Below are 18,201 nucleotides of genomic sequence, written 5' to 3'. Positions count from 1 at the left end.
GCGCCGTCGGCCGAGGTGCCGTCCTTGTGCGTTCGCATAGCATCCGCAATGATCAAGGGCAGGGTCTGTCCGGCTGCCAGTGCGCCGACGGATCCGCGAACGGCGACGGAGCCGGATCACGAGATTAGGGGGATTCGGCTCCGCGCCGGACACCGGTCGTTCTGGACGTGAACCATCCGCGCGATCCGCGCGTACGTTCTCCTTCTGTGCCGGTCCGCGGGGGCCGGCGAGTGAGGAGCATGCCGCGATGACGAGCGCGAGCGGGTTGCAGGAGGGACAGGTCAGGAGCCTGGTCCCGGCCCGGATGGACCGACTGCCGTGGACGAAGTTCCACTGGAGCGTCGTGGTGGGACTGGGGATCTCGTGGGTCCTCGACGGCCTGGAGATCCAGATCGTCTCGAACGCCGGGTTCCAGGCGGACCTCGGGCTCTCCACCCAGCAGGTGACGTCCCTCGGCACCATCTACCTCTTCGGCCAGGTGATCGGTGCGCTGGTCTTCGGGCGGCTGTCCGACCGCCTCGGCCGTCGCAAGCTCTTCATCCTGACGCTGGCGATCTACCTCATCGGCTCGGGCATCGCGGGCTTCGCGGGGGACTTCTGGTTCCTGGCGGTCTTCCGGTTCGTCGCCGGACTCGGCATCGGCGGTGAGTACGCCGCGATCAACTCCGCGATCGACGAGCTGATCCCGTCGAAGTACCGGGGGCACGTCGACATCGCCATCAACGGCACGTACTGGGGTGGCGCTGCCCTCGGCGCGTTCGCCAACATCTACCTGCTCGACACGTCCTACTTCGCGGAGAACGTCGGGTGGCGCATCGGGTTCTTCCTCGGCCCGGTGCTCGGCATCGTGATCATCTTCCTGCGGCGGCACATCCCGGAGAGTCCACGCTGGCTGATGACGCACGGCCGCGAGGAAGAGGCGGACGCCACGGTCGCCCGGATCGAGGCGGAGGTCGAGCGGGAGTCCGGCAAGCCGCTGGAGCCCGTCGACGAGTCGAAGGCGATGACCGTCACGCCGATGGAGAAGGTCCGCTTCACGACCATCGTGAAGGTGCTCTTCCAGCAGTACCCGACGCGCACGCTCGTCGGCGCGACGATGATGATCACGCAGGCGTTCCTCTACAACGCGATCTTCTTCACCTACGCGCTCGTGCTGACGAACTTCTTCGGCCTGAAGACCTCGGAGACCGCGGTCTACTTCTTCCCGTTCGCGATCGGCAACCTGCTCGGCCCGCTCGTGCTCGGCCGGCTGTTCGACACGTGGGGCCGTCGGCAGATGATCTTCAGCACCTACCTGATCTCGGGGCTCGTGCTGGCGGTGTCCGCGTTCCTGTTCCAGGCGGACGCGATCAGCGCGACGGTCCAGGTCGTGTTCTGGTGCATCTCGTTCTTCTTCGCATCAGCCGGTGCGTCGAGTGCGTACCTCACCGTGAGCGAGATCTTCCCGCTCGAGCTGCGGTCCCAGGCGATCTCGTACTTCTTCGCCCTCGCGCAGATCTTCGGGGCGATCGCGCCCTCGATCTACGGCGCGTTCATCGGCGACGGGTCGTCCCGCGAGCCGCTCTTCTGGGGGTACCTGCTCGGTGCGGGCATCATGATCGCCGGTGGTGTGGTCGCGCTGATCTTCGGCGTCGACGCCGCTCGGAAGGGGCTGGAGGACATCACGCAGCCGCTCTCGGTGATCGCCAAGGAGGAAGAGTCCAAGCGCTGATACTCGAAATACGGAATGTTTAGCGACTGACGCTCGATCCTGCTCTACTCCTGGGAACGACCTCCGCCGGGGGTCCTCGACGGCGGGAGAGCAGTGATGCGGAACCGGGTGGCGCACGGCCTCCACAGGGTGACGATCGGTGGATCCGTCCACCGATCCGACCGACGACACGACGGTGGGATGCACCGTGCGTGACGCTGGTGGCATGGGATTCCACGAGATGACGGAGTTCCCGGACGTGCACGCGGGCCGCGGTCGGGATGCCCTCGGTGTGCCGCGCAGCCTGTTGCGGGACGCCGTGTTCCTCCGGCTGCTCGACCGGATCCTGCGCGGTGACTACCGGCGCGGGCAGCGGCTCCGGCTCGATGCGTTGGCCTCGGACATGCGGGTGTCCCGCACTCCCGTCCGAGAAGCCCTCGTCCCGCTCGAGGCCCTGCAGCTCGTCTCGGTCCAGCGGTACGTCGGGGTGGTCATCACCCAGTGGTCGCTGGAGCAGATGAAGGAACGGATCCGCCTCGGGTGCACGATGCTCGCCGAACCCCCGGCGAACGCCGGCGCCACGACCGACCCGTTCGACCCGGCGTGGATCCGCGACTGCATGACCGAGGCCGGTGCGTTCGTCGAGCTGACCGCGTGGCTGCTGCGTCGCTCGGGGGCGTCGGTCAGCGCGGACCTGCTGGCGTCGCAGCGGCCGGTGCTCGACATGTTCTACACCGACGACATCGCCATGGCGAACGGGATCGACGCCGTGGTCGACCGACGACAGCGCCTGCTGCTGGTGGAGCGGGCGCAGGACGCCGCCGCCGCGGAGGACCTCGTCGAGTGCACCCGGCTCGTCCGTGCCCTCGGGGCCGCGCTGATCGCGCTGCCGGACCGGTTCCGGGCGGCGGCATCGGCGTGAACAGCGGCACACACGGGGCACCCCCCGAACGAGGCACGCCGAGCCGACTCGGTTGCCCGGTGGCGCGCGTGTGCTCGGGTATCGTCCCCCGGCGAGTGGCCGGAACCCGCGGCCGCTCGGAGGGAGCGTGCCCGTGCCCGACTTCGACGACGTCCTCGACGCCCGGCGTCGCCCGACCGTGGTGTCCGGCCCCGGCCACCGCGTCAGTGGTGCCCGCCACAACCGCGGTCGGCGTGACCTCGGCGTCACCCGGCTCGTCACCGGCATCGGCATCGCCGCGGCGGTCGCCGTGACGAGTGCGACCTCGCTCTCCGCCTACGCCGCCTACGACGTCGGGCACGGGTTCCAGCAGCGCGCGGTCGACGTCGGCGGAGGAACCGCATCGACGGACGGGGCGTTCAACGTGCTCGCGATCGGCGCCGACAACGACCCCGACCAGGGCACGGCGTACGGGGATCGCGGCGCCACCCTCAACGACTCGAACGTCCTGCTGCACGTCTCCGCCGACCACACCAGCGCGGTCGCGGTGAGCTTCCCGCGTGACCTCGTGGTCGACCAGCCCGCGTGCGGCAAGGAGCCTGCGGTGGCGGACGCTCCGATCAACCTGGCGTACGGCCGCGGCGGCATGGACTGCGTCGTGCGGACCGTCGAGCACGTGACGGGCATGGACATCCCGTACGCGGCGCAGGTCAGCTTCCAGGGCGTCATCCGGATGTCCGACGCCGTCGGCGGGGTGCCGGTGTGCGTCACCGACGCCGTGGACGACCCGTACACGGGGCTGCAGCTGTCGGCGGGCGAGCACACGGTGTCCGGCGCGACCGCGCTCGCGTTCCTGCGTGACCGGCACGGCGTCGGGGACGGCAGTGACCTGTCCCGGATCTCGAGCCTGCAGCAGTTCCTGTCGTCCCTGCTCCGCAAGGTGAAGAGCGACGGGACCCTGAGCGACCCGACGAAGCTCTACGGCCTGGCGAAGTCGGCATCGAAGAACGTGACGCTGTCCACCTCGCTCGCGAAGCCCTCGACGATGGTCGACATGGCCGGTGCGTTCGAGGGCATCGGACTCGGCGACATCACCTTCGTGCAGTACCCGGGGAGCGTCGACGACCCGGCGTTCCCGGGGAAGGTCGTCCCGGACCACGCCACCGCCGACCGGCTGATGCGGGCGGTCCGGACTGATCGTCCGTTCAGGCTCGACGCGGGGGCGACCGGTCGGGGCGCGACGGACGCGTCCGCTCCCGCCGACTCCGCAGGTGACCAGGCGGCGGACGCAGGCGCCGCGGACCAGGGGAGCACGGCCTCCAGACAGGGTGCTGCAGATGCCGCGGCGGCCGACCGAGCCGACGCGAAGTCGACCGCGAAGCCCCAGGAGATGTCGGGGGTGACGGGGCAGACGGCCAAGCAGAAGACCTGTGCGGTGGCTGCCGGGTAACAGCGCTCACCGGAGATCCACGCCGGTTCCACACTGAATCGCAAGGCGCGTCTGTGGCAATCTTGACCGGTTGCCGTCCCCGCGGCGCGGCCGACCGGTCGTCGCGAGGGTCCCTCGGCGGCGTCGATCAGGGCGTCCGCCATCGTGTCCGCCGACGACAGGAGTGCCCGTGAACGACGTCCGTGATCGATCTCACCGCCTGAACCGAGCGAACGGGATCGCACGCCACGGACGCCTCCGCCGGCACAGCCCCTTCGGGACCATCGCGAAGGTGCTCTCCGGCGTGGTCGCGGTCGCCCTGGTGAGTTCGTTCTCCGTCGCGGCGATCGCGGCGAAGCAGGTCACCGACGACCTCGGCGACGGCGTCGCGATCCAGGGGCAGCCCGTCACGAAGGCGAAGGGCACCGGCACGGCGCTGAGTGCCTACAAGGGCGGGTTCAACATCCTGGTGGTCGGCACGGACAACGACCCGGACCAGGGGACCGCGTACGGCGAGCGCGACGCCACACTCAACGACGTCAACATCCTGCTGCACGTGTCCGCCGACCACACGAACGCCACCGCCGTGAGCATCCCGCGGGACCTGGTCACCCCGATCCCCGCCTGCCAGAAGGCCGACGGTTCGGGCAGCACCTCCGCGATGGCCGCGCAGCCGATCAACACGGCGTGGGCCGACGGCGGGCTCAACTGCGTCGTGCAGACGGTGCAGGGGCTCACGGGCCTGGACATCCAGTACTCGGCAGCGGTGTCGTTCAACGGCGTGATCGAGATGTCGAACGCGATCGGTGGCGTCCCGGTCTGCGTCGCATCGCCGATCCACGACCGCTACACCGGACTCGACCTGCCCGCCGGCACCACGACGCTGCAGGGGTCGCAGGCGCTGGAGTTCCTGCGCACCCGGCACGGCGTCGGTGACGGCTCGGACCTCGGGCGCATCTCGAGCCAGCAGGTCTTCCTATCCTCGTTGCTCCGCACGGTGAAGTCGAACTCCACGCTGACCTCGCCGACGACGCTCTACAAGCTCGCCCGCGCGGCGGCGTCGAACATGCAGCTGTCCCAGAGCCTGAACGACATCGGGACGATGGTGCAGATGGGCCGGGCGCTGCAGGACCTGCCGCTCGCGCAGGTGAACTTCGTGCAGTACCCCGGCGACACCGGGGGGACCGGTGTGTACGCGGGCAAGGTGCAGCCGACGAAGTACCTGGCCGACGAGCTCTTCGCGAAGATCAAGTCCGACCAGTCCTTCTCGCTCGGGGCGGACAGCACGGGCATCGGGTCGGAGGCGGCACCCAGTGCATCGGCGACGTCCGCGCCGGCGGCACCCGCGAAGTCCGCTGCGCCCGCGGCTCCGTCGTCCACCGAGGCTGCGGCGCCGTCCACGAGTGCGCCGTCGGCATCGGCATCGGCGACGTCGTCCACGATCGACGGGCTGCAGGGGCAGTCGGCGGACGAGGAGACCTGCTCGAAGGCGTTCGGCTCGTAGCCCGGGCGGTTCTTGCGGGGAAAGCGACAGCGCACGGGGGGATGCGCGGCGCAGAGGTGTACGCGGTGTCGCTTTCCCCGCGACACCGCGCCGCGCCCCGCCTGCCGCCACCCCCGCCGCCGCCCGCGCCGCCGGCCCCGGACGCAGAAGCGGGGACGCGGCCGGAGCCACGTCCCCGCGGAGTCGCTCCCCGGCGGTCCCGGTCATCGGGCGAGCCGGTTCCAGGCCAGGGGAGCGACGCTGGGTGCTGTGTCGCGACGACGGGGCGGACCCCGGAATGTGATGCCGCGTCCCGACGAGACTAATGACCGGGGTACGTCCCGACAACCCCCTCGCGTCCCCACTTCGGGGGACCGGGCCCGAGCGGGGCGAAACGCCGTGCGGGTCGAGAGGACCGTCGACCTCCTGTATGGTTGTGTGAGCGTCCGCGAGGGCGCATGGAGACGTCGCATAGTCCGGCCGAGTGCACCACCCTGCTAAGGTGGAGTCCCCTTTGAGGGGACCGAGGGTTCAAATCCCTCCGTCTCCGCACTCCTAGAAGCCCCTCAGATCCCCAGCAGTGCGCGGATCTGAGGGGCTTTCCTGTTCACCGTGTCGGGGCTTCTGCCCACGCTCTGCCCACAACCGAAATGCGCGCAGCCTGATCGAGGCCATCCGCAAGGGCATCCAGGTCGTCGTCGAACAGGTCGGCGTACACATCGAGAGTCCTCGCGGCGGAAGCGTGTCCGAGAATGCGTTGGACCGCCTTCACGTTCGCGCCGGAGCTGATCGCGAGCGACGCCACGGTGTGCCGCAGGTCGTGCAGCGTCATCGGTTCGAGGCGACCGTGGTCAACGCCGTCTTGAACCACGAGCGCGAGCCAGTAGAGACTCGGGTGCGGCGCAGGTGCTGACCGTGGGCGTCTGCGAAGAAGAGCTCGTCGCGGCTCTTCCCCTCGATCGACGCTGCGAGGCCGGCGTGGAGGAACGCGGGGAAGACGACGGAGCGCCGCTTGTGGGTCTTAGGGGAGTCGATCGCAGAAGATAGGCCTTCCTGCAGCAGCGCTTGCACGCGCACGGAACGCAGCGAAGCGCTGCTGCACGTCGGCGCCGGCGTCTGTGGCTGTCACCGTCACGCGCGCCGCGAGGTAGCGCTGACGATCTTCGTCGTACTCCGCCTGGATTTCGACGAGTGCCGTTCCGTCGATGGCGCCAAGGAGAACCCCGCCGGGTCCGGGCTCACGGACTTCCAGAACGCGCTCGCCTTCGGAGTTCGGTCGCTGCAGCAGAACGGGATCGCAGCTGCCCTGGTAACGCCCCCGCCGAGCGGTAACGCGAACCGCCCCGTTCCGCAGGTCGTGGGCTTCGACTACTCCATCAGCGACGCAGTCCCAGTGCCCTGGTGAACGTGAACCGCCAACTCGCGACCTGGGCGAACGTCCAGGCGCACGGCTGGGTCCCCGCCACCGACAGCCAGTACGTCCACTTCAACAAGTACGGGTACGAGGAGATCGCACGGCTGGTGCGAGTCGGACTCGGGATGTAGCCCAACGCGATCATGAGAAGACCCCCTCGGATTCCTTCAGGAGCTCGAGGGGGTCGTTCGTAGTGTGTCGCTAGTTCGACAAGCGAGCGTGCAGACGTCGGTTGCGTCGCCGAGCGGACTCAGTGCGGACCAGCTTCTCGGCTTGCTCACGGAGCTCCTTGACGACCTCCGGATTCGAGAGGTCCGGACGCTTCTTGGAGGGGCTCTGTGTCTTCGTGGTTGCCATGGCTGATTCCTCCCTTGGGTTGAGTGTAACTCGACCCAATGACGTTTTTACGCGCGATCCCTTGGCGTGTGCAGAGCAAACGCGACGCCGACCAGAGCCGCGAGAGACTCGACGAGGCCGCGGTCTGTTTCGTCGAGGTCACCAGGTGTCGGGGCGTCGACGGTGAGCATGCCCTTCGGTGTTCCGTCGATGACAACGGGCGCGGAGATGAAGGTTTTGTAGCCCTTCCCGCTACCACGCCACCCGGGCAATTGGGCAACCGTGAGATCCGCTACGAACAGAGAAGCGCTGTCCTCGAGCCAACTGAAGACGGCGTCACCGCGACCATCGTCGCCTTCTTTGAAGGGCTTCGGCTTCCCGCGACGACCGTGACTGTTCTCGACCGCGAGCTCGCGTGAGCCGGTCCGGGGCTCAGCCTTGAGTCGATAGACCACGACGCGGACGTCGGCAGAGAAGCTGATACTCAACACCTGGCTGGCACGATCGATCACTCGCTGGTAGTCACGCTGCCTACTACTCTGCGGCTTCCCCACCATCTTGGCGAGGTCCTCGAGGCTCGGAACGAAGCCCTGTTCGAGCGCGATCTGGAACGTGCCTCCTTCGGTGCTGAGGTTGTCGGTGGTTCGTCGTCGCGAGCGCTCGACGAGCGCGGACATTGTGATGCCGAGAGCGGTCGAGACGATCCCCGTCGCAAACCACCCGCCGGCGAAGTCCGCGGTACCGGGGGCGCCCGACACGACGAACGCCACCCCTCCGGAAGTTGTGGCGATACCACTCACCCAAGCCGGAAGCCAACCGAGGTGCTGGAGGCACCATTCGATCTTCGAATAGATCGGGCGTGCGGGCACGCTGTCCCGACCTTCGGTAGTCACGAGTGACGAGACTATCTCAGCACCAGCGTGGGACGGCACGTGTCCTCACTGTGTCAACGACGACTGCGTTTGGCCGGTTCGAACAGCATCGCGCCACACCGACGCGCAGTCGACTCCCTGCCCGTGTCCCCACTCGACGAGCACAGCGCGCTCCGTGTAGGCGATGACATGGGCTTCGATCTCGAGGCAGCGGTCGGGGAACTCGACCCAGGCGAGGACGAGGTCGGGCTCCGGGAGATCGTAGACGGGGCCGCCGTACGCTGCCTCGGGCAGGCTGAGCGCCGGGCCGCGAACCCACCTGTCGCGTCGGCGCCGGCCCATCAGCGGGCGTGCGGGTCGAGCGTGCGGGTAGTGACGACGCTGCGGATCACCCATGCGCGCTGCAGGCGTCCCTGCCAAGAGATCTCGAGGTACACCGCGAGGTCGGAGCGGGCGATCGCGAACGCCTTCACGCGGAGTGGCCCGACGTGGTCGAAGACGACGGGGTCTGCCCAGACGGGCTCCGGTGCTAGGAGCGCCTCGGGTTCGCCGATCTGATCGAGTGGGAGGCTGTGGACGGCGTGGACGGGGATGTCGCGGGGTTCGGGCGGCGCCCACCGGTTCTCGGCAGTCATCGCCGAGGAGCGTGGCAGCGGGTGCTGATCTGAGCATCCGTGGAGTCAAGGTCGGCGGGTACCCACACGTGAACGCACGGCTCGTCAGGCGCCACTGAGTGTTGGCTCCTCTTCTGGGTAGGTCCAGAAGTTCTTGCCGAAACCGGCGCCGGTCAGCAGGAGGAGGAACAGGCCGATGACGCTGGTCGGGATCCACCACCAGCCACTCACCTGCAGTGCGAGGACGACGCCGAAGTAGATCACCGCGGCCGTGAATATCCCGACGACGATCAGCGCAGACAGGTTGCCGCCGTTGAGTTTGCGCCGGGCACGGTCGAGGGTGCGGTCGGCGTAGCGGCGGGTCTCGGCGACGATGACTTCCTCGAGGGCCGGTTTCGCAGCGGCGGGGAGCTCTGCGAGGAGCTGTGCGTGGCGCTTGATGCTGCGGAGGGGGCGCGACTCGGTGAAGAGCAGTCGGCCGAGGACTCCGAGAACCGCAGGACCGATGGCGGTGGCGAGTGCGATGAGTGAGGTCGACATCGGTCTAGAGAACGGTGACCGTGCGAGGAGGTCGGGATTCATCGCGCGCCGGCAGTTCTTCAAGCGCGATCGCGATACCGGGTCCTGTCGTGATCGTCAGGAACCCGCCGGCTTTCGTGCGCACCTGGATGGTGCCCGTTTCCGTGGTGAGGTCAGCGCTGGTGACGCTGTCGCCGACGTCGAACGTGTGGCCGGCGTAGTGGAGCTTGGACAAGGCATCTCCTTCGGTGTGAGGCGGTGGGGGCACGCTACACAGACCGTGCGACACCGCCGGCCCCCAGCCGCGTTCCCCGATGCAACGAGCGATACTTGCGGCATGGGTCGAGCTCACCGTCGGAACACCCCGCAGACAGCCATCAAGCGTGCACGGGAGCAGGAGTACCGGGACCGCCGGCGCCGGGCCGCGCTCGAGCGGGAGCAGTACCGGGAACTCGCGGAGCAGCTGCGTCCCGTCGACTCGTCTGGCGCGGAGCTCGTCGTCGAGCTGCTGATGCGGATGGCGGCTGCCGGCGACGAGAGCGCGCTGCGGATCCTGACGTGGCGAGAGCACCTGAACGCGATGGGCGTGGAGTACGCCGACGAGCTCGACGACCGCACCTTCGACGCCGTGTGCCGCACCCACGCCGGCAGCGTTCCTCAATCGTCCGCGAGCGGCGCAGCGTCGGTGGTGCCCGAGATGATTACCCCGTGAACCCGGACCCGTGCTACATCTGCCAGGAGCCCGTCGTCCTCACGCTGCCGAAGCCGCCGCAGCTGCAGCGCGATCGATACGGCACGCCCATCGGCTTCGGTGAGGTCTGGGAGTGCCCGAACGGCCATCGCCGAGAGCTGACCTCGGTCGAGAACGCTCTGCTGAACTGACTGGCCCCGCCCTTCCATGCCCACAATCGGCGCGAATCGGAAGTGGTCATCGACTGCTTGTGTGATCGGGGATGCCCGGATTCATGCGGATCGCGATGGCAATGGCCGGGAAGTCGCGGCACGTGGCAGGGTTCAAATCCCTCCGTCTCCGCTCGTATCGCTCGAGCGACATCGACGAAGCCCCTCCAGTTCTCACCGGAGGGGCTTCGTCGTTCCGAGGGGCGGCACCGTGCGGGTCAGGCGGGCCCGGTCGAGTCGACCCAGCGCATCCAGCCCTCGAGCTGCGCCTTCGCGCTGTCGAGTGTCCGGTGCTGCCCGTTGATCTCGCCGCCGGTGGAGTGCACGGCGTACCCGTCGTCCCAGGAGACCTCGCCCACCAGGTCGACCCCGGACGAGCCCTGCCAGTGGGAGTCGTCGATCTCGACCCAGAGGATCCCGTCGCCGAGGCTCATCGGCGTGCTCTCGGGCAACGGTGCGAGGCGGTGCGTGGTGATTGCATGAGTGCTTCCGGTCGGCGTCGGACGAGAGTTCGTACCAGCGGCCGGGGGTCTCGGGTCACCTGACGTGGACAGTAGTCCGATCGGCTGCGGGTGAGCACATGACGGACGGGAGGCCCGGTGCGGCAACCGCACCGAGCCTCCCGTCCGTCACGTGGTCACCGCTCACACGGCGGTCGCGATGCTCCCGGTCGTCGCGGGGTGTGCCGCGCGGCTGCGCCGGGCGGCCGTCGCCGCGATCGTCACCAGCACGAGCCCGGCGAGCGTGATCGCGGCGCCGGCCCAGATCGGCGACGTGTAGCCGAGTCCGGCGGCGATCGTGAGGCCGCCGATCCAGGCGCCGAACGCGTTGCCGAGGTTGAAGGCGGCGATGTTCGCCCCGCTCGCCAGGGTCGGTGCGTGCTCGGCGTGGTGCATCACGCGGGTCTGCAGCGCCGGCACGGTGGCGAAGCCGAACGCGCCCATGAGCACGAGGGCGATCACGGTGAGGACCGGGTTCGCGGCGACGAGCGCGAACAGCCCGAGCACGACGGTGAGTGCGGCGAGGACGACGACGAGCGTGCGGTCGATGGACTTCGCGGCGAGTCGGCCGCCGGCCCAGTTGCCGACGAAGAGGCCGATGCCGAACGCCACGAGGAGCCACGGGACGGCGGCCGAGGCGAACCCGGAGACCTCGGTCAGCGTGTAGGCGATGTAGGTGAACGCGCCGAACATGCCGCCGTACCCGAGCACCGTGACGCCGAGCGAGAGCCAGACCTGCCCGGACCGGAACGCGCCGAGCTCCCGGACCAGGGACGGCGCGGTCTCCTGCCGGACCGCGGGGACGAGCACGGCGACACCGACGAGTGCGACCACGCCGATGACGGCGATCGCCCAGAAGGTCGCGCGCCAGCCCAAGGCCTGCCCGAGGAAGGTGCCGAACGGGACGCCGAGGACGTTCGAGGCGGTGAGGCCGGTGAACATCAGGGCGACGGCGGACGCACGTTTCTCGCGGGGGACCATGTTCGACGCGACCACGGAGCCGATGCCGAAGAACGCGCCGTGGCAGAGGGCGGCGATCACCCGGCCGAGCATCATCACGCCGTACTCGGGGGCGAGCGCGGAGAGGGTGTTGCCGATGACGAAGAGCACGAGGAGCCCGATGAGCACGGGCTTCCGGGGGAGTCGCGTGGTGGCGGCGGTGAGTCCGAGCGCGCCGACCACGACGGCGAGTGCGTACCCGGTGACGAGCCATCCGGCCGTGGTCTCGGTCACGCCGAAGTCGGCCGCGACCTCGGGCAGCAGCCCGGTGATGACGAACTCGGTGAGTCCGATGCCGAACCCGCCGAGGGCGAGTGCGATGAGTCCCGCTGGCATGCGTGGTCCCTCTCTGTTTCCCGGCGCCTGTTGTCCGCGGCGGGTGTGCCGCGTACGCTGGTAGTTGCAGACGCGGGACAAATAGTTGCACACGCTAGGTGTGTGCGCAAGCCGATAGCGCGCGTCTGCAACTACTTCCGGGAGGATCCATGAGCGTCGACGACACCTCGGTCGCCGTCCGAGCCCACGGTTGGCGCACCCTCGGCGCGCTGCACGGACTGATCGAGACGCACCTCGAGCGGGCCCTGCGCGCGGTCGACCTGTCCGTCGTCGAGTTCACCGTGCTCGATGCCCTGCGGCGCCAGGACGGCTTCCACATGCGGATGCAGCAGCTCGCCCGTGCGGCGGCGCTCAGCCCGAGTGCGACGACGCGGCTCGTGAACCGGCTCGAGGAGCGGGCGCTGTTGACCCGGGTCCTCTGCGCCGACGACCGACGCGGGCTGTACACGGAGCTGACGCACGCCGGCTCGGTGCTCTTCGACGAGGCCGCTCCGATCCACGCCCGCGCGCTCGAGGCGGCGCTCGCCGAGGCGCACGGCGTCCCGGAGCTCGACGAACTCGCCACCGCGGTGGAGCGCCTGGAGTACGAGCGGGTCTGACGCGCCGACCCGCTACGGTTTCGACGTGTCCCGTCGAACCGCCCGCCTGCGAGCCGTGCTGTGCTGCGCCGGGCTCGTCGCCGTGGCGTTGCTGGACACCGGGTGCTCGTCGACGGGTGGGGACGGCCTCGCCGTCGAGGCGTACGTCGAGCCGGGCGGATCTGCGTCGGCGCGGGTGTCCGCCGCGGCGCCGGACGCGACGACGATCGGCATCGACGGGGTCACCGTCACGGACGACGGCGCCGGGCTGGACGACCCGCCCGGGGGTGTGGCCCGGCTCGCGGCCGCTGCGGCACGGGGCGGTGCGACCTCGGAGCTGCTCGTCAGCAACTACTCGTCGAGCATCGGTGACTTCTCGCCGGAGTCCGGCACGGCGCTGCTCGGTTCCGCCGCGAACCGAGACCGCGTCGCCGCCCTGGTCGCTCACGCTGCCGATCGGGCGGGTGCGGACGGGGTGCAGATCGACCTCGAGTCGTTGCGGGCCCGTGACCGCGCCGGACTCGTGGCGTTCGCCGGGGCCGTCCGCGACGCCGTGCGCTCCCGGATCGGTGTCGACGCGACGGTCTCGATGGCGGTGATGGCGTCGACCAGCGCGGACGGGTACCGCAGCACCGGCTACGACCTCGGTGCGCTGTCCGACCACGTCGACCGGTTCGTCCTGATGGCCTACGACCAGCACGGTCCCTGGAGCGGTGCGGGCGCGGTCGGCGCACTGCCCTGGGCGGAACGCGTGGTGCGCGCCGCCGAGCGCCAGGGGCTGCGCGCCGACCGGATCGACCTGGGGGTCGCCGGGTACGGCTACGTCTGGGGTGGGCGCGGGGACCCGCAGGTCACGCCGGCTGCGGCGCGGCGGGCTGCGGGTGGTGCGGCGCACTGGTCGGAGCGTGACGGGGAGTGGTCGGCCTCGCTCGACGACGGCCGTGTGCTGCACTGGTCCGACGAGCGGTCCTACCGGGCACGGACGGCACTCGCGGAGCGCCTCCACCTGCACGGTGTCGCGCTCTGGTCCCTCGACTCGATGCCCCTGCCGCGCTGACGGGCGGGGCTCGGGCGGCCGGGGCGCGTCAGGCGCGCGGGGGCGCCGTCGTGTGGCGGACGACGAGTGACGGGGACACCAGGGCGTGTGTCGGCTCGGGGCGCGGGGTCACGCCGATGAGCGACACGAGCCGGTCCGCGGCGAGCCGGCCGACCTCCTCGCTGTGCGGGTCCACCGTCGTCAGCTGCAGGAGCGGCGAGGACGCGAGCGGGCTCTCGTCGTGGCCGATCACCGACACGTCCTGCGGCACCCGGAGCCCCCGCTGCTGCACGGCCGCGATCGCACCCATCGCCATCACGTCGTTCGCGGCGAACACCGCGGTGGTGTGCGGGTGCGCTTCGAGTGCGGCCCGGGCGGCCTGGTACCCGGCCTGCTCCGAGGTCGGTCCGTCGCCGAACACCCGGGGCGCGATGCCGGCGGCGACCATCCGCTCGACGGCGGCGGCGCGGCGGGCTGCTGCCGGGCCTCCCGTCCCGCTCAGGTGCACGAGGTCCCGGTGACCCAGGGTGATGAGGTGATCCGTCGCCAGGCGGCCGCCGGCGGCCTCGTCGGAGGCGACCACGTCGACGCCGGACGGGGCGAGTGCGCGTTCACCCGCGACGACCACCGGGGTGTCGGCCGGGACGACCAGGTCGGGTGAGCTCTCGGCGGCCAGGACGACGCCGTCGACCCGGAGCGAGACGAGGTCGTCGAACGGCGACGAGCCGAGGTGGGCGTTGGCGAACGTGTCGGCGAGGGTGAGGCGGAGTCCGTGTGGTTCGAGGGCCGTGCGGACGCCGTCGAGGAGCGGGACGTACCCGGGGTTCCGGAAGTCGTCGATGACGATGCCGATCGTCCGGGTCCTGGTGCCCGCGAGGATCGCGGCCGCGCGGTTCGGGCGGTACCCGAGCTCGTCGGCCGCGGCGAGCACCGCGGCCCGGCGGGCGTCGGACACCCCGGGGTCGTCCCGCATGACCATCGAGACGAGGGACTTGGACACCCCGGCGCGGGCGGCGACGTCGATGATCGTCGGCGGGCGTCGGTGCGACACGGGGACTCCTTGACAGGACATGGGGTGGTGGGGCTACAGTCTACCGACCGGCTCTGGACCGTTCCAGAACCCCATCGGACCCAGCTCGAAGGAGAGCACATGCGCGACAGCATCGGCGTCGCCGTCATCGGCGCAGGCATGGCGGGCAAGGCCCACATGGCTGCCTGGCGGAACGCCCCCTCCCTGTTCACCCCGTCCCTGCCGCCCGTGCGCCTGGTCTCGGTCGGCGACGTGTTCGAGCCCCTGGCGGAGGAGTCCGCCCGGCGCTTCGGCTACGAGCGGCACGACGCGGACTGGCGTGCCGTCGCCGCAGCGGACGACGTCGACGTGGTGAGCGTCGTCGTCGCGAACCGCCTGCACCGCGAGATCGTCGAGGGACTGCTCGCCGCGGGCAAGCACGTGCTCTGCGAGAAGCCGCTGGCCGACTCGCTCGAGGACGCCCGCGCGATGGCCGACGCCGCCCGCACCGCCGAGCAGCGGGGGACGATCGCACGCGTCGGGTTCACCTACCGCCGCGCTCCCGGCCTGGCGGCGATCCGGGAGCTCGTCGAGGACGGCACGCTCGGGCAGGTCCTGCACCTCTCCGGCCGGTACTGGACGGACTACGGCTCCTCGCCGGACGTCCCGTTCTCGTGGCGCTACGCCGGGGCCCCCGGTTCCGGCGCGCTCGCCGACGTCGGATCGCACCTGACGTACATCGCGGAGTTCCTCGCCGGGGACGTCGACCGGGTGAGCGGCGGGGCGTTCAGCACCGCGATCACGAAGCGCCCGGTCGCGGCCGGGTTCGCGCTGCGCGGCCAGGCGGCCCCGCTCACCGGGGAGGTCGCGGACGTCGAGAACGACGACTCCGCCACGTTCACCGCCCGGTTCGGCGAGCGTGCGGCACTCGGCTCGCTCGAGGTGTCGCGCGTCGCGACGGCACACCCGAACGGCCTGGTCATCGAGGTGTTCTGCGAGAACGGTGCGGCGCGCTGGGACCAGGAGCGCCCGTCCGAGATCGCCTGGCGCTGCAGTCCGACGGCTCCCGCCTCGGCGGGTACCGCCAGGTCGTGCTCGGCCCGGACCACCCCTACGTCGCGGGCGGCATGGCGATGGACGCCCCCGGTGTGGGCTGGGGTCAGAACCAGATGTTCGAGTACCAGGCCCGTGCGTTCCTCGACGAGGTCGCCGGGGTGGACAGCCCGCTCCCGCGCAACGCCACGTTCGACGACGGGGTCCACAACATGGAGGTCCTGGACGCGGTCGTCCGGTCCGCAGCCGCAGACGGCGCCGCCGAAGCGGTGCCCCCCGCGGTCACCGCCGCCGTCGTCACCACGAAGGAGTCCGTCGCATGAATCTCGGTCTGTACAACGCGATCTTCCACGACCGCCCGCTCGCGGACGCCCTGCGCGCGATCGCGGACAACGGTCTCACCGGCATCGAGCTGAACACCGGCGGGTTCCTGCCCCCGGTGCACGTGCCCGCGATCGACGACGTCCTCGAGTCGGACGCGGCCCGCGACGCGTTCCTGGCGCAGTTCGACGGGACCGGTGTCGCGATCGCCGGCCTGAACTGCAACGGCAACCCGCTGCACCCGGACCCCGCGATCGGGCCGGCGCACGCGGAGGACGTCCGCCGCAGCATCCGCCTCGCCGCACGCCTCGGCCAGGACCGCGTCGTCACGATGTCGGGTCTGCCCGCGGGGGAGCCCGGTGGTGCGCGGCCGAACTGGATCGTGAACGCGTGGAACTCCGCCGCTCTCGACGTCATCGAGTACCAGTGGAGCGTCGCCGTGCCGTTCTGGCAGGAGATCGACGCACTCGCCCGGGAGCACGGCGTCAAGGTCGCGCTCGAGCTGCACCCGCAGAACGTCGTGTTCAACCCGGCGACGATCCGCGAACTCGTCGAGCGGGGCGGGCTGACGAACGTCGGGGTCGAGCTCGACGCGAGCCACCTGTTCTGGCAGCAGATGGACCCGGTCGCGGTCGTCCGTGACCTCGGTCCGCTGGTGTTCCACGCCGCCGCGAAGGACGTCCGGATCAACCCGCACGCGGCGATCAACGGGGTGCTCGACAACGCGTTCCGTCGGCTGTCGCCGGACGAGGCGCGCACGAACCTCGGCGGCGACGAGTGGGCCAACGAGTGGCCGAAGCCCTCCGCGTGGGACTTCGTCGCACTCGGCAAGGGCCACGACGAGGCGTACTGGTCCGCGTTCCTCGAGGCGCTGGGCGAGGTGGACCCGGAGATGTGGGTGAACATCGAGCACGAGGACACCGAGCTCGGCCGCGAGGAGGGCGTCGCCGTCGCGGCACGCGTCCTGCGGGCGGCCGACGCGTCGCTGGCGGCCCGCCGCTAGCGAGCCGCTCCGGACAGGAGGCCCGGATCACGTCCGCCGATCGGCGCACGTGACCCGGGCCTCCCGTCCGTCGGTGGACCCGGCCATCCGTCGTCCGCTGGTCGGTGACACATCCTCCGCCCGCTGTCACCGGCCCGATGTAGCATGCGCGGACATCCCAACACGAGGAGACCTGCGTGCCGGAAGCCCCCGACCTCGCCTTCCCCATCGACCGGGTCCGTGACGCCGGTGCGGCGATCATGTCCGCCGTCGCGACGGTGGTGGACGGCAAGACCGACGCCATCCGCACGGCGCTGACGGTGATGCTCGCCGAGGGCCACCTGCTCGTCGAGGACGTCCCTGGGGTCGGCAAGACCGTGCTCGCCAAGGCGCTCGGCGCCTCGGTCGGCGGGTCCGTGAACCGCATCCAGTTCACCTCGGACATGCTGCCCTCCGACGTCACCGGGGTGAACATCTTCGACCAGTCCTCCGGGACGTTCCGGTTCTCGCCCGGCCCGGTGTTCGCGAACGTCGTCATCGGCGACGAGATCAACCGCACCAGCCCGAAGACCCAGTCCGCCCTGCTCGAGGCGATGGCCGAGTCGCAGGTGACGGTCGACGGCGTGACCCGCCCGCTCGAGTCGCCGTTCATGATCGTCGCGACGCAGAACCCCGTCGACATGGAGGGCACCTACCCACTGCCAGAGGCGCAGCGCGACCGCTTCATGGCCCGCATCGCGATGGGGTACCCCAGCGTCGAGGCCGAGCGGCGGATGCTGACGGCCCGCGGCGGCCGGGACCCGCTCGAGTCGGTCCGTCCCATCGTCGACGTCGCCACCCTGCGCGCCATGGTCGACGCGGTCCATCAGGTCCACATCGCGCCCGACGTCGAGGCGTACGTCATCGCCATCGTCCGCGCGACCCGCACCCACCCGGACCTGGTGCTCGGCGCCAGCCCCCGTGCGACCCTGCACCTGGCGCAGGCCGCCCGGGCGCACGCCGCGCTGCAGGGCCGTCCGTTCGTCACCCCGGACGACGTCGCCGAGCTCGCGCCCATCGTCCTCGCCCACCGGCTCGTGCCCGTCGCACGCGGGCTCGGCGGTTCCACCGAGGACACCGCACGGGAGATCGTCGTGCGGGTCGTCGCGGAGACCTCGGTGCCGTTCACCGCGGCACCCGTCCGCTCCTGAGTCCCCGGTCCTGATGTCGCAGTCGCCGTTGCCCGCTCC

The 18,201-nt window shown here is 70.4% G+C and carries 20 protein-coding genes, 1 tRNA gene and 1 pseudogene; 14 read left to right on the top strand and 8 right to left on the bottom strand.

Features of this window, described 5'->3' with window-relative positions; translation table 11 throughout:
• Positions 1 to 247 precede the first annotated feature (247 nt).
• The 5 genes from ACIPJY_RS14065 (at position 248) to ACIPJY_RS14045 (ending at position 6,053) form a co-directional block, all read left to right on the top strand.
• The gene (locus ACIPJY_RS14065) at positions 248 to 1,711 is read left to right on the top strand and encodes an MFS transporter (protein WP_400461271.1); all 1,464 of its coding nucleotides are present in this window, start codon (positions 248 to 250) and stop codon (positions 1,709 to 1,711) included.
• 205 nt (positions 1,712 to 1,916) lie between these two features.
• Positions 1,917 to 2,612 carry a GntR family transcriptional regulator gene (locus ACIPJY_RS14060; RefSeq protein ID WP_400461274.1) on the top strand — a complete coding sequence of 232 codons (696 nt, stop codon included), beginning with the start codon at positions 1,917 to 1,919 and terminating at the stop codon, positions 2,610 to 2,612.
• A gap of 133 nt (positions 2,613 to 2,745) precedes the next feature.
• Positions 2,746 to 4,041: an LCP family protein gene (locus tag ACIPJY_RS14055; protein WP_400461276.1), complete on the top strand. Its 1,296-nt coding sequence runs from the start codon at positions 2,746 to 2,748 to the stop codon at positions 4,039 to 4,041.
• Between the two features lie 169 nt (positions 4,042 to 4,210).
• Positions 4,211 to 5,524, top strand: a complete 1,314-nt coding sequence (locus tag ACIPJY_RS14050; RefSeq protein WP_400461279.1) for an LCP family protein — start codon at positions 4,211 to 4,213, stop codon at positions 5,522 to 5,524.
• 439 nt (positions 5,525 to 5,963) lie between these two features.
• Positions 5,964 to 6,053: transfer RNA gene (locus ACIPJY_RS14045), tRNA-Ser, on the top strand.
• A gap of 57 nt (positions 6,054 to 6,110) precedes the next feature.
• Here ACIPJY_RS14045 and ACIPJY_RS14040 read toward each other — a convergent pair.
• Complete coding sequence (locus tag ACIPJY_RS14040) at positions 6,111 to 6,374, bottom strand: tyrosine-type recombinase/integrase (RefSeq protein ID WP_400468201.1); 264 nt, start codon at positions 6,372 to 6,374, stop codon at positions 6,111 to 6,113.
• A 536-nt stretch (positions 6,375 to 6,910) separates the two neighbouring features.
• Between ACIPJY_RS14040 and ACIPJY_RS14035 the strand changes: the two genes are divergently transcribed.
• Positions 6,911 to 7,048, top strand: a complete 138-nt coding sequence (locus ACIPJY_RS14035) for a hypothetical protein (protein ID WP_400461287.1) — start codon at positions 6,911 to 6,913, stop codon at positions 7,046 to 7,048.
• Positions 7,049 to 7,321: 273 nt separating this feature from the next.
• On the opposite strand, the gene ACIPJY_RS14030 is transcribed toward ACIPJY_RS14035, so the two are convergent.
• The 4 genes from ACIPJY_RS14030 to ACIPJY_RS14015 form a co-directional block, all read right to left on the bottom strand.
• Entirely contained in the window at positions 7,322 to 8,023 is a 702-nt protein-coding gene (locus tag ACIPJY_RS14030) for a GAF domain-containing protein (protein ID WP_400468199.1), read from the bottom strand.
• A gap of 443 nt (positions 8,024 to 8,466) precedes the next feature.
• Complete coding sequence (locus tag ACIPJY_RS14025) at positions 8,467 to 8,760, bottom strand: hypothetical protein (RefSeq protein ID WP_400461293.1); 294 nt, start codon at positions 8,758 to 8,760, stop codon at positions 8,467 to 8,469.
• An 84-nt stretch (positions 8,761 to 8,844) separates the two neighbouring features.
• Positions 8,845 to 9,279, bottom strand: a complete 435-nt coding sequence (locus ACIPJY_RS14020; RefSeq protein ID WP_400461296.1) for a hypothetical protein — start codon at positions 9,277 to 9,279, stop codon at positions 8,845 to 8,847.
• A 4-nt stretch (positions 9,280 to 9,283) separates the two neighbouring features.
• The gene (locus ACIPJY_RS14015) at positions 9,284 to 9,493 is read right to left on the bottom strand and encodes a hypothetical protein (protein WP_400461299.1); all 210 of its coding nucleotides are present in this window, start codon (positions 9,491 to 9,493) and stop codon (positions 9,284 to 9,286) included.
• Between the two features lie 102 nt (positions 9,494 to 9,595).
• On the opposite strand from ACIPJY_RS14015, the gene ACIPJY_RS14010 reads away from it, so the two are divergent.
• Together ACIPJY_RS14010 and ACIPJY_RS14005 are read left to right on the top strand one after the other, a co-directional pair.
• Positions 9,596 to 9,970, top strand: a complete 375-nt coding sequence (locus tag ACIPJY_RS14010) for a hypothetical protein (RefSeq protein WP_400461302.1) — start codon at positions 9,596 to 9,598, stop codon at positions 9,968 to 9,970.
• Complete coding sequence (locus ACIPJY_RS14005; protein WP_400461305.1) at positions 9,967 to 10,140, top strand: hypothetical protein; 174 nt, start codon at positions 9,967 to 9,969, stop codon at positions 10,138 to 10,140. The genes ACIPJY_RS14010 and ACIPJY_RS14005 overlap by 4 nt, the downstream gene beginning before the upstream one ends.
• Before the next feature lie 236 nt (positions 10,141 to 10,376).
• Here the strand turns inward: ACIPJY_RS14005 and ACIPJY_RS14000 are convergent, their stop codons facing one another.
• A complete protein-coding gene (locus tag ACIPJY_RS14000; RefSeq protein ID WP_400461308.1) occupies positions 10,377 to 10,592 on the bottom strand; it encodes a hypothetical protein in 216 nt (71 codons plus the stop codon).
• 210 nt (positions 10,593 to 10,802) lie between these two features.
• Complete coding sequence (locus ACIPJY_RS13995; protein ID WP_400461311.1) at positions 10,803 to 11,993, bottom strand: MFS transporter; 1,191 nt, start codon at positions 11,991 to 11,993, stop codon at positions 10,803 to 10,805.
• 149 nt (positions 11,994 to 12,142) lie between these two features.
• On the opposite strand from ACIPJY_RS13995, the gene ACIPJY_RS13990 reads away from it, so the two are divergent.
• Positions 12,143 to 12,592, top strand: a complete 450-nt coding sequence (locus ACIPJY_RS13990; RefSeq protein WP_400461314.1) for a MarR family winged helix-turn-helix transcriptional regulator — start codon at positions 12,143 to 12,145, stop codon at positions 12,590 to 12,592.
• 25 nt (positions 12,593 to 12,617) lie between these two features.
• Positions 12,618 to 13,628, top strand: coding sequence for a glycosyl hydrolase family 18 protein (locus tag ACIPJY_RS13985; protein WP_400461316.1), 1,011 nt, complete (start codon positions 12,618 to 12,620; stop codon positions 13,626 to 13,628).
• Positions 13,629 to 13,656: 28 nt separating this feature from the next.
• On the opposite strand, the gene ACIPJY_RS13980 is transcribed toward ACIPJY_RS13985, so the two are convergent.
• Positions 13,657 to 14,658, bottom strand: coding sequence for a LacI family DNA-binding transcriptional regulator (locus ACIPJY_RS13980; RefSeq protein WP_400461319.1), 1,002 nt, complete (start codon positions 14,656 to 14,658; stop codon positions 13,657 to 13,659).
• Between the two features lie 99 nt (positions 14,659 to 14,757).
• Here ACIPJY_RS13980 and ACIPJY_RS13975 point away from each other — a divergent pair.
• The 4 genes and pseudogenes from ACIPJY_RS13975 to ACIPJY_RS13960 form a co-directional block, all read left to right on the top strand.
• Positions 14,758 to 15,585, top strand: a pseudogene (locus tag ACIPJY_RS13975) (Gfo/Idh/MocA family protein); the annotation flags it as partial.
• A gap of 122 nt (positions 15,586 to 15,707) precedes the next feature.
• Complete coding sequence (locus tag ACIPJY_RS13970; RefSeq protein WP_400461322.1) at positions 15,708 to 15,992, top strand: hypothetical protein; 285 nt, start codon at positions 15,708 to 15,710, stop codon at positions 15,990 to 15,992.
• Entirely contained in the window at positions 15,989 to 16,993 is a 1,005-nt protein-coding gene (locus ACIPJY_RS13965) for a sugar phosphate isomerase/epimerase family protein (RefSeq protein ID WP_400461325.1), read from the top strand. The genes ACIPJY_RS13970 and ACIPJY_RS13965 overlap by 4 nt, the downstream gene beginning before the upstream one ends.
• Before the next feature lie 239 nt (positions 16,994 to 17,232).
• Positions 17,233 to 18,162, top strand: coding sequence for a MoxR family ATPase (locus ACIPJY_RS13960; protein WP_123656010.1), 930 nt, complete (start codon positions 17,233 to 17,235; stop codon positions 18,160 to 18,162).
• Positions 18,163 to 18,201 lie beyond the last annotated feature (39 nt).

It is taken from the genome of Curtobacterium sp. NPDC090223 (assembly GCF_044746585.1).
GTDB lineage: Bacteria > Actinomycetota > Actinomycetes > Actinomycetales > Microbacteriaceae > Curtobacterium.
Note: the sequence above shows the minus strand (reverse complement) of the source record. Positions and strands in the feature narration are given on the sequence as shown.

What these genes read in the sequence shown, in the direction of transcription:
- ACIPJY_RS14065 (WP_400461271.1), top strand. Translation starts at nt 248, where the DNA reads ATGACGAGCGCGAGCGGGTTGCAGGAGGGACAGGTCAGGAGCCTGGTC.
- ACIPJY_RS14060 (WP_400461274.1), top strand. Translation starts at nt 1,917, where the DNA reads ATGGGATTCCACGAGATGACGGAGTTCCCGGACGTGCACGCGGGCCGC.
- ACIPJY_RS14025 (WP_400461293.1), bottom strand. Translation starts at nt 8,760, where the DNA reads ATGACTGCCGAGAACCGGTGGGCGCCGCCCGAACCCCGCGACATCCCC.
- ACIPJY_RS14020 (WP_400461296.1), bottom strand. Translation starts at nt 9,279, where the DNA reads ATGTCGACCTCACTCATCGCACTCGCCACCGCCATCGGTCCTGCGGTT.
- ACIPJY_RS14010 (WP_400461302.1), top strand. Translation starts at nt 9,596, where the DNA reads ATGGGTCGAGCTCACCGTCGGAACACCCCGCAGACAGCCATCAAGCGT.
- ACIPJY_RS14000 (WP_400461308.1), bottom strand. Translation starts at nt 10,592, where the DNA reads ATGAGCCTCGGCGACGGGATCCTCTGGGTCGAGATCGACGACTCCCAC.
- ACIPJY_RS13995 (WP_400461311.1), bottom strand. Translation starts at nt 11,993, where the DNA reads ATGCCAGCGGGACTCATCGCACTCGCCCTCGGCGGGTTCGGCATCGGA.
- ACIPJY_RS13990 (WP_400461314.1), top strand. Translation starts at nt 12,143, where the DNA reads ATGAGCGTCGACGACACCTCGGTCGCCGTCCGAGCCCACGGTTGGCGC.
- ACIPJY_RS13965 (WP_400461325.1), top strand. Translation starts at nt 15,989, where the DNA reads ATGAATCTCGGTCTGTACAACGCGATCTTCCACGACCGCCCGCTCGCG.
- ACIPJY_RS13960 (WP_123656010.1), top strand. Translation starts at nt 17,233, where the DNA reads ATGTCCGCCGTCGCGACGGTGGTGGACGGCAAGACCGACGCCATCCGC.